The sequence below is a fragment of the Candidatus Izemoplasma sp. genome, from assembly GCF_982632705.1.
The window spans coordinates 1-15962 of record NZ_CEXEES010000033.1; the positions used below are offsets into that span (position 1 = coordinate 1).

16 protein-coding genes are annotated in these 15962 nt (G+C 32.1%); 12 read left to right on the forward strand and 4 right to left on the reverse strand.

Annotated elements, in window-relative coordinates:
* The 4 genes from gcvH to lpdA form a co-directional block, all read left to right on the forward strand.
* On the forward strand, nt 1-313 hold a 313-nt coding region (gcvH, locus tag AC2LE6_RS05680), incomplete at its 5' end, for a glycine cleavage system protein GcvH (RefSeq protein WP_484478291.1).
* Nucleotides 314-325: 12 nt separating this feature from the next.
* Complete coding sequence (gene gcvPA, locus AC2LE6_RS05685; RefSeq protein WP_484478292.1) at nt 326-1654, forward strand: aminomethyl-transferring glycine dehydrogenase subunit GcvPA; 1329 nt, start codon at nt 326-328, stop codon at nt 1652-1654.
* A complete protein-coding gene (gcvPB, locus tag AC2LE6_RS05690) occupies nt 1654-3099 on the forward strand; it encodes an aminomethyl-transferring glycine dehydrogenase subunit GcvPB (protein WP_484478293.1) in 1446 nt (481 codons plus the stop codon). The genes gcvPA and gcvPB overlap by 1 nt, the downstream gene beginning before the upstream one ends.
* Nucleotides 3096-4433 (forward strand): dihydrolipoyl dehydrogenase, encoded by a 1338-nt coding sequence (gene lpdA / locus AC2LE6_RS05695; RefSeq protein ID WP_484478294.1) that lies wholly within the window; start codon nt 3096-3098, stop codon nt 4431-4433. Before gcvPB ends, lpdA begins: the two co-directional genes overlap by 4 nt.
* Nucleotides 4434-4461: 28 nt before the next feature.
* Here lpdA and AC2LE6_RS05700 read toward each other — a convergent pair whose 3' ends face one another.
* From AC2LE6_RS05700 to AC2LE6_RS05710, 3 genes are all read right to left on the reverse strand, one after another.
* The gene (locus AC2LE6_RS05700; RefSeq protein WP_484478295.1) at nt 4462-6270 is read right to left on the reverse strand and encodes a hypothetical protein; all 1809 of its coding nucleotides are present in this window, start codon (nt 6268-6270) and stop codon (nt 4462-4464) included.
* Nucleotides 6271-6332: 62 nt separating this feature from the next.
* On the reverse strand, nt 6333-6911 hold the full coding sequence (locus tag AC2LE6_RS05705) for a PulJ/GspJ family protein (protein ID WP_484478296.1): 579 nt from the start codon (nt 6909-6911) through the stop codon (nt 6333-6335).
* Nucleotides 6904-7473 (reverse strand): hypothetical protein, encoded by a 570-nt coding sequence (locus tag AC2LE6_RS05710; protein ID WP_484478297.1) that lies wholly within the window; start codon nt 7471-7473, stop codon nt 6904-6906. Before AC2LE6_RS05710 ends, AC2LE6_RS05705 begins: the two co-directional genes overlap by 8 nt.
* Before the next feature lie 176 nt (nt 7474-7649).
* Here AC2LE6_RS05710 and AC2LE6_RS05715 point away from each other — a divergent pair, with 176 nt between their 5' ends.
* The 8 genes from AC2LE6_RS05715 (at nt 7650) to AC2LE6_RS05750 (ending at nt 15244) form a co-directional block, all read left to right on the forward strand.
* Nucleotides 7650-8822, forward strand: coding sequence for a hypothetical protein (locus AC2LE6_RS05715; RefSeq protein WP_484478298.1), 1173 nt, complete (start codon nt 7650-7652; stop codon nt 8820-8822).
* A 28-nt stretch (nt 8823-8850) separates the two neighbouring features.
* Nucleotides 8851-10539 (forward strand): GspE/PulE family protein, encoded by a 1689-nt coding sequence (locus AC2LE6_RS05720; RefSeq protein ID WP_484478299.1) that lies wholly within the window; start codon nt 8851-8853, stop codon nt 10537-10539.
* Nucleotides 10540-10549: 10 nt separating this feature from the next.
* The gene (locus AC2LE6_RS05725; protein ID WP_484478300.1) at nt 10550-11773 is read left to right on the forward strand and encodes a type II secretion system F family protein; all 1224 of its coding nucleotides are present in this window, start codon (nt 10550-10552) and stop codon (nt 11771-11773) included.
* A 115-nt stretch (nt 11774-11888) separates the two neighbouring features.
* Nucleotides 11889-12296, forward strand: coding sequence for a type II secretion system protein (locus tag AC2LE6_RS05730; protein ID WP_484478301.1), 408 nt, complete (start codon nt 11889-11891; stop codon nt 12294-12296).
* Nucleotides 12297-12386: 90 nt separating this feature from the next.
* The gene (locus AC2LE6_RS05735) at nt 12387-13145 is read left to right on the forward strand and encodes a prepilin peptidase (protein ID WP_484478302.1); all 759 of its coding nucleotides are present in this window, start codon (nt 12387-12389) and stop codon (nt 13143-13145) included.
* 18 nt (nt 13146-13163) lie between these two features.
* Nucleotides 13164-14105 carry a type IV pilus biogenesis protein PilM gene (pilM, locus tag AC2LE6_RS05740; protein ID WP_484478303.1) on the forward strand — a complete coding sequence of 314 codons (942 nt, stop codon included), beginning with the start codon at nt 13164-13166 and terminating at the stop codon, nt 14103-14105.
* A gap of 1 nt (nt 14106) precedes the next feature.
* Nucleotides 14107-14688 (forward strand): hypothetical protein, encoded by a 582-nt coding sequence (locus AC2LE6_RS05745; RefSeq protein ID WP_484478304.1) that lies wholly within the window; start codon nt 14107-14109, stop codon nt 14686-14688.
* Nucleotides 14678-15244: a hypothetical protein gene (locus tag AC2LE6_RS05750; protein WP_484478305.1), complete on the forward strand. Its 567-nt coding sequence runs from the start codon at nt 14678-14680 to the stop codon at nt 15242-15244. Before AC2LE6_RS05745 ends, AC2LE6_RS05750 begins: the two co-directional genes overlap by 11 nt.
* 9 nt (nt 15245-15253) lie before the next feature.
* On the opposite strand, the gene AC2LE6_RS05755 is transcribed toward AC2LE6_RS05750, so the two are convergent.
* Nucleotides 15254-15962: flavodoxin/ferredoxin-dependent (E)-4-hydroxy-3-methylbut-2-enyl-diphosphate synthase (locus AC2LE6_RS05755; protein ID WP_484478306.1), on the reverse strand; the 709-nt coding region annotated here is incomplete at its 5' end.

The following is a 15962-nucleotide window of genomic DNA, read 5'->3' on the forward strand; positions in this document are numbered from 1 at the left end:
ATTTGCATTTATTGGAATTACTGATTATGCACAAGAAAGTTTAGGAGAAATCGTATTTGTCGAACTTCCAGAAGAAGACGACGAGGTAACTGTAGGTGGAGAATTCAGCGCTATAGAATCAGTGAAAGCTGCATCAGACATCGTGAGTCCTGTATCGGGAACTATAGTTATGGTCAATGAAGATTTAGAGGATAACCCTGAATCAATTAATGAAGATCCATACGAGAACTGGATCGTTAAAATTGAACTTGAAGATAAATCTGAATTAGAAGCACTTTTAAGCGCAACACAATATAAAGAATTAGTCGAATAGGAGGAACAAGATATGTTTAAATATTTACCTCATACTGAAGAAGACATCAAAGAAATGCTTGAGGTGATTGGAGTAGACAATATCGAAGACCTATTTAGCGAAATACCTACTGAATTAATGGGACAAGATCTAAATGTTCCATTTTCTCATAGTGAATTAGAGTTACAACGTAGATTCCAAGATTTGGCTGACAAAAATACAACTTTAATTCCATTTGTAGGAGCTGGGGCTTACGATCATTACACTCCAAGTGTGATACGTCACATTATCGAGCGACAAGAGTTTTTAACAGCTTACACACCATATCAACCTGAGATTTCTCAAGGAACATTACAGTATATCTTTGAATACCAATCACACATTTGTGAACTAACAGGTATGGATGTTTCAAATGCATCAATGTACGATGGGGCAACTGCAACCGCAGAAGCTATGTTTATGGCTATTGGAGCCAAAAAGAGATCCAAAATATTAGTATCTAAAACAGTAAATCCAAATATAATTGAAGTATTAAAAACTTATGCAAAGTTTAGAAATATCACAATTGATTATGTTGATTCATTAAATGGAGAAACATCAATTGATGATTTAAAATCAAAAAACAGTAAAGAGTACGCAGGAATTATTGTTCAATCTCCTAACTTTTACGGAATCATTGAAAACTATGAAGGATATCGTGAAATATTAGATGAAACAAAGTCATTATTCATTATGAATAGTGATATTTCGACATTATCTGTACTTAAAACTCCAAAAGAATATGGTGTTGATATTGCTATTGGTGATGCACAAGCACTTGGTATTCCACTAGGATATGGGGGACCTTATATTGGTTATTTAGCAACAACAACTAAATTAATGAGGAAAATGCCGGGACGTATCTGTGGTGTTACAAAAGATACAGAAGGTAAGAGAGCATTTGTTTTAACTTTACAAGCAAGGGAACAACATATACGCCGTGAAAAGGCAAATAGTAACATTTGTAGTAATCAGAGTTTACTAGCATTATTTGTTACTGTGTATTTATCTGTAATGGGTAAAAAAGGATTAAAAGAAGCGCAAATGAATTCATTTAATGCAACTCATTATTTATATGAACAAGTTACTAAGTTAGATGGATTTGAAGCAGTATTCAACAAGGAATTCTTTAAAGACTGTGTTATTAAAACAACTAAAAATGTAGACAAGTTAAATGATTTATTATTTGATAATGGTATTTTAGGACCTCTTGATCTTAGTAGATTCGATAAGAATATGGTTAATCATTTACTATTTAGTGCTACTGAGAAAAGAACCAAAAAAGAAATAGATTTACTAGTTTCAGTATTGGAGGTAGCCTAATGTATTACGATAGACTAATTTTCGAAATATCTAATCCTGGAAGAAAAGGATATAGCTTACCAAAATGTGAATTCAATGATTATTCAATATCTGAAGACTTAAAAAGAAAAGAAGAACCAATGTTGCCAGAAGTTTCTGAGTTAGAAGCTGTAAGACATTATACCAACGTTTCATTCAAGAACTTTGGGATTGAAAAAGGATTCTATCCACTTGGATCTTGTACAATGAAATACAACCCTAAAATAAATCAAGACTTATCAAATATGCCAGAATTCAGTTTACATCCATATGCTCCTGTTAAAGCGGCACAAGGTGTACTCGAAGCATATTATGAAACACAACGTATTTTAAGTGAATTAAGTGGATTACATACATTTACCTTGAACCCATATGCTGGTGCTCACGGTGAGTTAGTTGGCTTAATGATTATAAAAGCGTACCACCAAAAACAAGGTGATGAGAAACGTACTAAGATTATTGTTCCAGATAGTGCACATGGAACAAACCCAGCAACTGCGTCAGTCGCAGGATTTGACGTTGTAGAAGTTAAATCTAATATGGATGGAACTGTAAACGTTGAAGCATTAAAAGAAGCGTTAAACGATGAAATAGCTGGAATCATGCTAACAAATCCTAATACACTTGGAATTTTTGAGAAAGACATCTTAGAAATTAAAACACTAGTACATGATGCTGGTGGATTACTATATTATGATGGTGCAAACCTTAACCCAATTCTTGGACTTGCAAGACCAGGAGACATGGGATTTGACATTATGCATATCAACCTACACAAAACATTTAGTACACCTCACGGTGGAGGAGGACCAGGTAGTGGACCTGTTGGTGTTGTCGAACACTTAGTAGAGTTCTTACCAAAACCTGTTGTTAAAAAAGAGAATGATCAATTTACAATTGAATTTGATAATGATACAACATTAGGTCAAATCAGCCATTTCTACGGTAATATTGGAGTGGTCTTAAAAGCGTATAGCTACCTATTATCTATCGGTAAAGAAAACTTCAAACACATTGGTGAATTATCTGTATTAAATGCAAACTACATCAAAGAATCATTAAAAGATGATTACTTATTACCAATTGAAGGTATCTGTAAACATGAATTTGTGTTTGATGGATTAAAAGATAAATCTAGTCATGTGACTACATTAGATGTCGCAAAAAGACTTTTAGATTATGATGTTCATCCACCGACTATTTACTTCCCTCTAGTATTCAAAGAGGCATTAATGATTGAACCTCCTGAAACAGAAAGTAAAGCTACAATTGATAACTTTATTACTATAATGAAAAAGGTCGCTGATGAAGCTAGAACGAATCCTGAACTAGTTAAAGGTGCTCCTTATAATACTGTAGTAAAACGTTTAGATGAAGCAACAGCTGCAAGAAAACCTATTGTTAAGTTTAGAGATATTGAATCTTGAGAGACTTAGTAATCATTGGTGCTGGACCAGGTGGTTTTGATACTGCGATCCATGCTAAGGAACTAGGACTAGATGTTGTTTTAATTGAAAAACATATTGTTGGAGGTACTTGCCTAAACTATGGTTGTATCCCTACAAAAGCGTTATACCACAATGCAAAACAAATCAAATTGATGAAGTCACTTGATGTATTTGGAATTGAAGTTGACAACTATAATGTTGATTTAAATAAAGTGAAAATTAGAAAAGAAGAGATTGTTGCATCTCAAGTTAAAAACATTATTACAACATTGAATAAGTTGAATGTTGATTTAATGGAAGGTGAAGCAACAATCATAGATAAGAATACTGTTTTAGTTAATGGTGAAGAAATCAAAACCAAAAACATTATTATAGCTACTGGTTCTAAACCATCAATGATTCCATTCGAAGGACAGGATTTAGATGTTATTCATACTTCAAGAGATATACTTTCACTTGAGACATGGCCTAAAAAGATGGTTATTGTTGGTGCTGGTGTTATCGGGTGTGAAATGGCATCAATATTTAATGAATTTGGAACTGAAGTTCATTTAGTTGAATATATGGATGAAATATTGCCTCCACTTGATAAAGACGTAAAAAAACGCGCTCGTAATTTATACAAACGCGCTGGAATTAATATTTATGTTAAATCTAAGTTCCTTGGAGTTAAACAAGAAGACGGTATATACAAGGCAATGATTGAAGGCAAGAAGAAGACGCTCGAGATCGAAACAGATTATGTACTGGTATCGACAGGTCGCTCCCCAAACTTTGGTGGAGTTGATTTAGATTCTCTAGGTATAGATTATACAAGACAAGGAATCATAGTGAATGAGAATAAAGAAACTAGTGTTAAAGGTATTTATGCAATTGGAGATGTTAATGGTGAATTTATGTTAGCGCATAAAGCGACATATGACGGATTCAAAGCTTTAGCACATATTCAAAAACACGAGAAGAACATCAGGTTTGATCAAGTCCCAAGTGTTGTATTTACTTTCCCTGAAATCGCTACTGTTGGAAAGACTGAACAAGAATTAGAAGGTACAAATTATCGTATAAACAAATTCATGTTTAAGACAAATGCAAAAGCACAGTGCTTAAACGAAACTGATGGATTTGTGAAGATGATTGTTGATGAAGAAGGCATTGTTGTTGGATGTCATATCATTGGACCTCACGCTTCTGATTTAATACATGAAGTAACATCTGTCATGTACAATAATATTGGTATCGAAGAATATAAGAATATTATTCATGCTCATCCTACTATAAGTGAAGTAGTGAGTGAGTGTATTAAAGGACTATAAAAAAAGACCAATTAATTGGTCTTTTTATTTATTCATATTTCCATTCACTGTTCTCGAATGTAACTACTCCATCACTTACCGTAACATTGTCCCATGTAGGTAAGTTAAGGAATGCTTTATCAAAATCTTGCTCTCGCAATGTAGAAACGTAGAATCTATTGTTATCATCTCTGTTACTTGGAGCGTATACAATATTGTATTCATATGACCAGCCGTATCCAGGGATCCACTCCCAACCACCTTGGGCAACTGCATATCCTCTAAAACTATTGATCATTATACCGTTAAACTGTGATCCATCTTCATATTCATACTCTAATGGATTTGCTGAGTTTCCAGCTGCTTTAGCATATAAAGCTCCTGTTAGTTGAATTTTTGAGTTGATTGCATCTAAGTATATTGATTCTTCACTATAGAAGAATCCAATAAATTCGTTTGCATCTGAGTTATCGTTCGTTTCATTTATACTATTCATTCTAATATTATCATAAGATAACAATGTAAATGCTTTTGAACTATCTTTAGTGTCTAACCCTTCGAAATCATTCATTTCAAAGTACGTTTCACCCATTACTAGAAACATTGCATCATCAAATTCTTTTTCATCACCCATGAAATATAGGTTTCCAGCTACAACAAATGTACCGTTTATTTTTTGAGTTTGTCCACTAGAATCAAAGGTTAAATTACCAAGAACAACTAAAGCTTCGTTGTCATCATCTTTGACTTTCATATTTTCTCTAATAATCAAATCCCCATCATATACTCCTGCGAATTTAATTTCTATGTTATCATTATCCCAATCGTATCGATTATTGTTGGTAAGATCTACATATGGTGTATTTGGATATGTTGCTCTTCCACGTCTACCAGAATATGTAATGATATCCATATTATCTCTAATAACATCTTCCCAGTTAAGAAGAGTAGTAGTATCTGTTATTGTACGATTGTCTGTTGGTAAGTTTTGAGTTATTTGATCTAAGAAGTAAGATTCAAAATCAAAATTAGTAAAGAAATCTGTAATATTATCAGGTTCTATTTTTCCTTTTTCAGGTAATGTACTACCTTGTACATCTTCGAATTCAGAATCATTAATTACAGTATTGTTAATTGCGTTTGGATCTTCTGTGTAACATGCAAAATCACAATATAAATAATCGTTTGTGAAGTACATGTCTGATTTGTTGTTTCCATCTTCTAAATCAGGGAAAGTTCCACTCGCAGTTGGAGTTAAATAGTTTTGGAACATTACGTCATCCTCATACCAAACTGATTGGTTTGACATGTAGATGTTATTTCCAAACATATCCACTTCGTCGTAATAACCACCATTTAGAACTAAGTCACCATTTGTACCTAAACTAAATTGGAATGGATGTGGTGATGAAACAGTAGAACCGGATACAGAGATATATGCATATTTAACCAGATCAGTTCCACTTGATAAAGTGTATGCGAATCTGTATACATAAGATTCAACTCCACTTACATCTCCAAAATCAGGAAATTGAGCTGTCACATCTGTTACATCAACGCTATAGTCAAGAAGCATTCTTGGTGCTTCGATATTATTAAAGTCTGAGTATGTTCCACCAGCTGTTATGTAGACTTCCATTTCTGAAAGTGCTTGTGTGATGAGCCCCATACCTACTGACTCATCATTTGTATTTTCAATTTGTTGTGTTGTTGTACTACTTAAACTTATTGTGGCACCCGTTACTGTAGTCACAGTAAAAGACAAGACAGCAATAACAATTATCGCCATGGATAATGTACTACCTTGTTCGTTTGTAATAATATTATTATTAAACAATTTTTTGATGAATTTCATCATGAGTGGACACCTCCTCTTTTGTAACTAACTATTATATCATAGTTTAGTTCGCATTTCAAATCTTATACAAGTATAGTCGTAATGAACGTTTGTGGTTCTAACGGATGACCGTTTGGTAAAACAATCTCTAGTACAAGTGTTAGTTTTATTAAACCTTGTTCACATGACTCAACACCAAGATCACAATTGACAGGATCAATAGATATTAATTCTATAGATGATATGTCAAGTATCCTAATAGATGGATCATTTAGTTGTACACCATTATACGTGATAATTCCAGTAGATTTCTCAAGTATAAGAATATCTGTGATTGGATTAGAAGTATCGGGAATAATTGCACCTGTAGCGGGATCAACAGTGTAATCAAATAAGTGTCTTAACTCAATAACTGTGCGATCAACTGTATCAGACATTAATTCTAATTCTTGTGGTTCTAAGTTAAATATTCTGTATTCAATTGATTCTGAAATTACATATGATTCACTACTCAATCTCGTATCTTGAGCCAGTTGATTTTTTGCAGCTAAACTAAGCATTAATACTTGAATTAACATGATCATAAGTAGACTACCTACACCAATACTGATCATTAACTCTAGTAAAGTAACCCCTTTATTATTGCTAATATTATCATTCATTAGAAAACAGCCCCTTTTGTGTTAAAGTGCGATTGTCATCAATGTCATATTCTATCCAAATAATGACATTATACAATTCCAAATTTGCAGATGAATTTGCTGTAAAATTCCCAATGATTGTTTGAACCTGACTAGGTATATTGCCATTAACAACCATGCTATCTATATATGATTGTGGTAAGTTGTAATTCATTATAAACACTCTAAATTCAGCAGCTTCAAATGAAACATTATTCCATATAGTTGCAAACAACTGATCACATAAAAGTTCATCTTCAGCACTCAATATATTACAGTTGTCTTTATTTAACTCAATGTAATATTGACTTGATGCGTTTGCGTTTATAACCAATGTTTCAATATCGTTATAAGATATTCTATTCAAACCATCTAGAGTACCTTGTGCAATATTTGATGCAGAGCGTCTTTTTTGTTCACGGTCATTGATTTCAATATTATTTACCAATGTTGTTATCAATGGAAAAATAATTAGTGTTGTAATGAAAATAACTGCGAATAATTCTAGAATTGAAAAACCTTTGTTGTTTAATTTCATAGTCATACAACCTCCCTCGTTAAATAGGTCTTTTTTATTATAACACTTATAAAATAAAATGTAAAACATATGGACCACATTTGTTGCAATAAAAAATTATTTATTTTTTTGTAAATCAAGCCGTTTTGTAGTATAATTGAAATGATAGAAAAATAGTATATATGAGTAGGTAGGGTGAGATTATGAATTCACAATTCAAAAACAGTAAAATAGGAACGATACTTTATGTCTCAATTATTTCAGTAGTTGTACTAGTTACGATACTGATTTTTTGGTACATGTTATTCGGTTATAAAGCAGGAACTTATAGTGAAGATACTATACTAGGTAGTGTATATTTAGGAGGACTTCACGAAAATGAGGTCAATGCAAAAATAAACGAAAAATATGTTGATTGGTTAAACGATGATCAAATAACATACGAATTGACTTATCAAGGTTACACATATGAGTTTGATAGAGAATTATTCTCGTTCAACATAGAATTATCGATGGTTAGACTTGTGGACGGGCAAACAAATGAATTGACTGTTCAATATCAAGAATCTGGAACAGATAGGCAAGATACGATTACCGAAATAGAAGGATTACCATATCTTCAAGGAGTTGTAGCTAACGTTGACATTCAAAGGTTAATAAATGATATCTTAGGAGACGCTGGATTAATGAAGACATATTCAACTAAAAGAGTAGAAGATTATTTAGTTGATCCGACTTTGAGCATTATCGAAATCAGTTCACAAAGATTCGATGTACCTGATGGTGTTAATGGACAGGATTTAATAGATGGGATTGTTTCTTTATATGGAGACGAGTTCATTGTAATTGAGAGCAAAGAGATTTATGATGTAGTAGATGAATTAAAAACTGAGTTATCTGATGCAGAAATGACAATATTAAGTAGAGCAATACTAAAACAATTATTAACAACAAATTTCAGTATACATGAAGTTCATTACGATCCAATTATTGAATTTGGTTTATATACGTTAGAGAATTACCCACATAAAGGTAGCAACACTTATATCAACCAAGTTACAGATTCAAGTTTTAGTTTCTATAATCCGAATAATTCTGAATATAAATTTATGATTGAATACGATACTGAAACTGATGAAATAGAAGTAACAATGTTTGGTTTAGATTTTGTTGATACAATTACAATCAACGAAGATGTAACAGAAATAGACTTTATTACTAAAGAAACAAATGAAGTAGATCCAGCTCCAGGTTATGATGGTATGATTGTTGTAGTTAATCGTACAATATTAGACATATATGGTAATGAGATTTACAATAATGACATTTTATTCGAATTTTACCCACCAGTGGTAGAAATCGTAAACATTGACTAATATATTATAGATAGGGAGTGATGTTTGTATGGCAAGAAATGTACAGAAACGTCTTGGAGATGTTTTATTTGAACAAGGAGTAGTTACAGAACGTCAAATAAACGAAGCCTTACGTAAAAGGGAAAAAGGGGAAAAGATTGGTGAAGCTTTAATCCGTTTTGGATATTGTACTGATTCACAAATCGTTGATGCTTTAGAAAAATCTTTGGCTATTAAACGTGTTAATATTCAACTTTTGTATATAGATGAACAAGTATTAAAAATGCTTGATGAAGAGTTTGTAACAAAAGCTGGTATCATGCCGATTAATATTCACGGAAGAAGAATTGTAGTGGCGACTAATGACCCACTCGATTTTCCTACGATTGAAAACGTAAGATTACGTACAGGAATGAATGTAGAAACAGTATTGGCAACTAAGAATGATATAGCAACTGCTATTTCAAGATATTATGGATTTAACAAAACGTTAAAATCATTAGGTATTGAAGTTTCTGAGGAAAAGAAACCTGAAGAGAAGTTTTATGAGGAAATGTTAAACGATACTGATAATGATGAAAATGAATCACCAATTATTCAATTAGTGAATCAAATTTTATTAACTGCAGTTAAAACAGAAGCATCAGATATTCACATTGATCCTACTGATATTGAGTTTAAAATAAGATATCGTATCGATGGTGTATTATCAACAGAACGTATGTTACCAAAAATCATTTTACCAAAATTAATTTCTCGTATTAAAGTAATGTCTCATATGGATATTACAGATACAAGAACACCTCAGGATGGTCGTATTAAGACTGTAATTGAGGGTAGACCTATTGATTTACGTATTGCGACATTACCGACAGTACGTGGAGAAAAAGCCGTTATGAGGGTACTGGATTTATCAAGAGATAATCAAGGACTAGATAGACTTGGTCTTAATGATGGTGAAAGAGAAATATTTGAAAGACTAATATCAAGACCAAACGGTATTGTGTTAGTTTCAGGTCCTACTGGATCTGGGAAAACGACTACACTTTATGCGTCTTTGGATCAATTAAATAGAGATGATATTAATATCATTACAGTTGAAGATCCTGTGGAGATTGAACTAGAAGGAATCAATCAGGTAAATGTTAATCCTGAGATTAATTTTACATTTGCCAATGCCCTTCGTTCAATTCTACGTCAAGATCCAAACATTATAATGATTGGGGAGATTCGTGATACTGAAACTGCTCAAATCGCAGTTAAAGCCTCTCTAACAGGGCATTTAGTTTTAAGTACAATTCATACCAACAGTGCTGTTAAAACACTAACAAGACTTGTAGATATGGGAATTGATGACTTCTTAGTAGCATCTTCATTAAGTGGAGTTGTTGCGCAAAGACTTGTTAGATTAGTTTGTCAATCATGCGCAGTTGAAGAAACTCTTTCTAAAACTGAAAAAGAGATATTTACGAAAAACAATATAGATATTAATAAAGTTAAAAGAGCTAGAGGATGTCCTATTTGCGGACAAAAAGGATATAAAGGACGTACTGCAATATTTGAAATTCTTGATGTTAATGAAAATATCGTAAAAATGATTTCAAATAAAGCACATGAATATGAAGTATTAGAACAAGCTAAAAAAGATGGTACAAAACTTCTTCTTGAAGCTGGATTAGAGAAAGTAAGACTAGGATTAACTACACTAGAAGAAATTATGCGAATCAGCTTAGATTAGGAGTGAAACTATGAAAATTTTTGATTATAGATACCGTGCAAGAAGTTTAAAAGATGGTAAAATTAAAAAAGGTATAACGGAAGCTCCTTCAAAGGCAATGGTTGAGAAGTTCTTAATTGAACAATCGTTAAAACCAATTGAAGTATTCCAACAAAAAAGTGTTTTACAATCCCTAAATAGAATTACATTTGGTAAAATCCTTAAAGATAGAGATTTAATCTTCTATCTAAAGCAAATGTCATCCTTATTAAATGCGGGTGTAAAATTAAATGAAGCATCTGAGATACTTGCTACACAGCAAAAAGATAAGGCAATACGCCGTATATTATACGGAATCTACTATGAGGTAAATAGTGGACAGACATTAGCAGAAGCATATAAAGAATACCCAACGGAATTTCCGAACATACTGATTTCAATGGTACAAGTAGGGGAGAAAACAGGGGATTTAAAATCTGCGATACGCCAAATAATTGATTATTTCGAAACACAATATAGATTAAAGAACTCAATCAACTCAACAATGATGATGCCAGTAATTTATTTAGTAGTAGCAGCATTGGTTGGGATATTCCTAATGGTTGTAGTAATGCCACAGTTTGAAGGTATGTTTAATTCAATGCCTGATGTGCAAATGCCAGGAATCACAAGATTCTTTATATCAGTAGGTAATGGAATTAAGGCAAACGCTGTTGGTTTACTAGTTGGACTTATTCTATTCATTATAGGTTTTAGAATAGCAATCAAGAAAAGCAGAGGATTTCAAAAGTTCATTTCATATCTTGCAATTAGAATGCCAATCTTTGGTCAAGTTGTTATCTTAAACAATTTATCAAGAATCGCAGCAACATTATCACAAATGTTAAATAATCATGTACCACTTCAGGAATCATTGATAACAACATACGATACATTATCAAACAGAATATATAAAGAATTAATAATTCAAGCTCAGAAAAATGTAAATGCCGGTGAGTATATGTCACAAGCATTTGAAGGACATTATGGAGTTGAAGTAGTATTCGTAAGAATGATTAGTGTTGGAGAACGTACAGGAGAACTTGGTCAAATGCTTTTAAATCTTAGTAATTTCTATGATGAAGATTCAGAAGTTAAAATTGAAAGATTGAAAAAATCAATCGAGCCAGTACTGTTACTGTTTATCTTTGCACTTATTATCGTAATGATGCTTGCAGTAATGTTACCAAGTTTATCATTTACAGAACAGTTATAAGCGTATCATTTTATTGCTCAAATTTTTTTCAAATAACTTGAAATAAATTGACATAGTCAATAAATAATGATATATTATATAAGAAAACATTCGTTAAAAAATAGGAGGAAAAACAATGAGAAATAATAAAGGTGTTACTTTAGTAGAATTACTAATCGTAATCGTGGTTATGGGTATTATTGCTGCTTTCGCTATTCCTGCAGTTGGAACTATTATCGAAAATACGCAAAAAGACTCTATCTTAGCAGATGCTTTAGCAATTGAAAATGCAGCTAAATTATACTGTTCACAAACAACTTGTGATTCAGATCAAGATTTAACTTGGACAGAATTAAGTCCTTATGTTGAGGGTATTACTCTTTCAGATTATGATTTCACAAACAATACAGGGATCGTAGCTACTAAAACAGCTTCAGGTTGGACAGTAGACTTAGAGAGAGACGGGACTGGTGATTGGGAATTTACTCAAGGACAAGTTCCTTCAGCAAGTTCTAGAACACAAGTAATCGCAGACGCAGATTGATATTTAAAATTAAGAGCCAATGGCTCTTTTTTTTATGACTGACAATAGATTTTTGATCAAAAATATTGTACAATATAATAAGGTGATATTATGGAGTTATTGATTAACATATACATATTTGTTTTAGGTCTGATTTTTGGGAGTTTCTTTAATGTATTAGGAATCAGAGTTCCAAGGAAAGAAACTTTGATGGGAAGAAGTCACTGTAACATGTGCGACCACAAAATAAGATGGTTTGAATTAGTTCCAGTATTAGGATATATCTTGATTGGTGGTAAATGTACGAAGTGCAAAACACCTGTGTCAATTAAATATCCCTTAATGGAGTTATTAACTGGGACATTATTTTTAGTTTCTTATATAATTTTACAGGAAAATATGGTAGAATATATATTGGTAGTATCATTTATTTCGTTAATGACCATTATAACTGTGAGTGATTTATATTATAAAGTTGTACCAGATATAATTTTACTTGTATTTTTACCTATCATTTTGACCTTGCGTATCATAAGTGATGCGATGCCTTGGCACGTTGGAATTATTGGTGGAATAGTAGCATTCATATTTATGTATGTTATTGCATTATACGGGAAAATGAGATTCAAAACAGTAGCTCTTGGTGGCGGAGATATCAAGTTGTATTTCTTGATAGGAATATTTTTAGGATACAATCTAGTATTTTTATCATTGTTCTTTGCTGCATTAAGCGGTATTGTTGCTAGTATATTTATTAGAAACAGAAAAGATAAATATATACCATTTGTACCATTCATATATTTTGGAAGCATGATGGCCTATTTTTTCGGGCAACAGATTATTGATTGGTATGTTTCATTATTTTTATAAAGGGAAGAAGGTGTTTTAATGGCTAGATTGTCAGTTAACTGTTACTTCACAGACACAGAATTTAGTTTTATTGAAAAACAAGATGGTTATAACATGAAGAAACTTAAATATTCTTCAGTTAAACTTGCACCGGGTACAATTGAAAACGGAATCATCTATAAGGAAGAAAAATTAACGAAACTAATTAAAGACACGTTTAAATTATTTAAAATAAAAAGTAGACGTGTTAACTTAATTGTTCATGAAGAATTATTTACTTTCAGAAAGATCGAAGTTCCGATCATTTACAAACCATCTGAAATCGGGGACTACATTGAAGCCCAAATCGGGAAAACAATAATGATTCCTTTTAAAGACATGAAGATGGACTATATTATTCACAAAAAAAATGAAGATTCATATGAAGTTATTATGTTCTATGCACCACGTCATGAAATCAAATCATATGTAAATTTATTCTTTGAAATGAATATGCAAGTAGTTAAAACAGATATTCCACCACTTGCACTTCATCGTTTATATTACTATCGTAAACACGATGACATGACGGTGGAATTTGAAACAGATATAATGTTTTTAGCAATCTTTGATGATAGTTACTCGTTATATATTTTTGATGAGGAAATACCAATCTTCTCACTTGTTCAGAATTTAAATGTTACTGAACTAGAGGGTGAGAAGTATTTAGATACTTTAGATCAAGAAATCGCAAAGATTTCAAACTACTATCGATTCAACATTAATAACGGTGATAAATCGATAGAAAAACTCGTATTATTTAATATGTCAACCAAACTAACCAATGAACAAGTTCATAATTACTTCTATGAAGAGGGAGCTTTAATGAAAGCAGAAATGTTTGATATGAAGACAATCTCTAAAATAGTAGATACCCTAATCGATAAGGAATGTTATATTCCTCTTGCAGCTAGTTTAATGCAACCGAAAGGATTCTGGTAATATGTCAAAAAAATATGTTTATCAGAAAAGTGAACGTGGGGTTAGTGATTTTGTATATGTTGATTTATTACCAGAAGTAAAACGAGCAAGACAATTTAATATGAACGTAATCATTGCAGGGACAATTGCAGTAGTTGCAACTTACTTCTTTATCTTTGTGCCATTTAGATTGGCTACAGAAGAGTTTGAAGAAGTGAATGGACACAACAGTGATTTAGAACATAGATTAATCTTAAAAGAAGCAGAACGTGATTTACATGAAATCAATCTTGATATCATTAATTTCGAACAAGATATAAACCAACTTCAGGATTTGAATGTTGATTTAAATAATTATCTAGATGAAATTAATATCGCTTCTGATTTCCGTGAAGGAGAAGTTATAGAAATTATTTATAATGTAGAAGCAGAAACACTTTTAATAAGAGTCATAATGATCAATGATCAGTATTTCCCAATACTTAGAAATGATTACTTAGCATTTGATTGGGTATATGGAGTGAGTGCTTCTGATAAAGAAGACTATGGTTCAATTTATCAAGTTGTACAATATACACTGGAGGTGACGCCAGATGTTGAATAGAAAAGCCAGTAATTACATATTTTATGGTATGCTTGTTGCTATCGCATTGATCGTTTTCCTTGTAAGATCTGCTATGCTTGGTAACGTTAATACTAGAATAGAAGAAGTAAAAGCTGAATCAAGATTAACGCAAATGCAAATTGATTTAGTAGATGAAGTAGTTTCAGCAAACAGAGACATTCAGGAAAATCATTTATATGAATTATATAACATGGTTCCAGAACAATATAACGATGATATTTTAATCAATTATATCGTTGCACAATTAGAGTTAATCGGTGTTACAGCGGCTCATGAACTTGATCGAGATATTGACATCAATACAGAGGTTACATTCCCATCGGATAGTGTATACCGTGATTTACAAGAAGATTTCGATATTATTGAAGTTCAAGTATACTTTAATACAGATAACCTAGATCAAATTGAAGCATTCATCGATATTATTCACAATAGTGAACAAGTATTCATCGTTTCGTTTGTAAAATATAACGAACCAGATGGTGTAAACTTAATTGGTGTTGAAGTTCATTTCTTAGCATTTTATGCAAAATAAAACGAAAGCTTAGGCTTTCGTTTTTCTTATGTATAATTGAATTTCTTTTTTAAGTTCCTCAAACATATCTTCTTCTTTGACTTTGCGTTTAATCTTTCCTTCAACAAAAATTAAACCTTCACCCCTACCACCAGCAATACCGATATCTGCAGCACTAGCTTCACCTGGTCCATTCACAGCGCAACCCATAACGGCAACTGTGATATCGTCTTCTAAAGACTCTAAATATTTCTCTATCTTTTCAACAAGAGGGAACATGTGATATTGAAGTCTTCCACAAGTTGGACAACTAACTATTTTTGGCTTTTTATACAACCCAAGAGCAGATAACATTTCTTTTGCAACTTTAACTTCCTCGACAGGATCTGTACTTAGACTAACTCTGATTGTACTACCAATTCCTTCATATAATAGTATTCCAAGTCCGATCGAACTTTTAATCGTTCCACCAAACTTAGTTCCAGCTTCTGTAATACCAATGTGAAGTGGATATTCATATAGCTCTGAAGCCATTTTATAAGCTTCCACAGCGCGTTTTATACTACTAGACTTTAATGATATGACTATGTCATGAAAGTCGAACTCTTCCAATATTCCAACATGATATTTTAAACTTTCAATCATTGCCTTACTAGTAACACCATGTTTCTCTTTAAATTTTTTTTCCAAAGATCCACTGTTGATTCCAATTCTAATTGGAATATTTTTTTCTTTACAT

Bases quoted from the DNA above. Each gene is read 5' to 3' on its own strand.
- AC2LE6_RS05735 (WP_484478302.1), top strand. From the start codon at position 12,387: ATGGAGTTATTGATTAACATATACATATTTGTTTTAGGTCTGATTTTT.
- AC2LE6_RS05745 (WP_484478304.1), top strand. From the start codon at position 14,107: ATGTCAAAAAAATATGTTTATCAGAAAAGTGAACGTGGGGTTAGTGAT.
- AC2LE6_RS05710 (WP_484478297.1), bottom strand. From the start codon at position 7,473: ATGACTATGAAATTAAACAACAAAGGTTTTTCAATTCTAGAATTATTC.
- AC2LE6_RS05725 (WP_484478300.1), top strand. From the start codon at position 10,550: ATGAAAATTTTTGATTATAGATACCGTGCAAGAAGTTTAAAAGATGGT.
- AC2LE6_RS05730 (WP_484478301.1), top strand. From the start codon at position 11,889: ATGAGAAATAATAAAGGTGTTACTTTAGTAGAATTACTAATCGTAATC.
- AC2LE6_RS05750 (WP_484478305.1), top strand. From the start codon at position 14,678: ATGTTGAATAGAAAAGCCAGTAATTACATATTTTATGGTATGCTTGTT.
- AC2LE6_RS05700 (WP_484478295.1), bottom strand. From the start codon at position 6,270: ATGATGAAATTCATCAAAAAATTGTTTAATAATAATATTATTACAAAC.
- AC2LE6_RS05705 (WP_484478296.1), bottom strand. From the start codon at position 6,911: ATGAATGATAATATTAGCAATAATAAAGGGGTTACTTTACTAGAGTTA.
- AC2LE6_RS05720 (WP_484478299.1), top strand. From the start codon at position 8,851: ATGGCAAGAAATGTACAGAAACGTCTTGGAGATGTTTTATTTGAACAA.
- AC2LE6_RS05715 (WP_484478298.1), top strand. From the start codon at position 7,650: ATGAATTCACAATTCAAAAACAGTAAAATAGGAACGATACTTTATGTC.
- gcvPB (WP_484478293.1), top strand. From the start codon at position 1,654: ATGTATTACGATAGACTAATTTTCGAAATATCTAATCCTGGAAGAAAA.
- pilM (WP_484478303.1), top strand. From the start codon at position 13,164: ATGGCTAGATTGTCAGTTAACTGTTACTTCACAGACACAGAATTTAGT.
- gcvPA (WP_484478292.1), top strand. From the start codon at position 326: ATGTTTAAATATTTACCTCATACTGAAGAAGACATCAAAGAAATGCTT.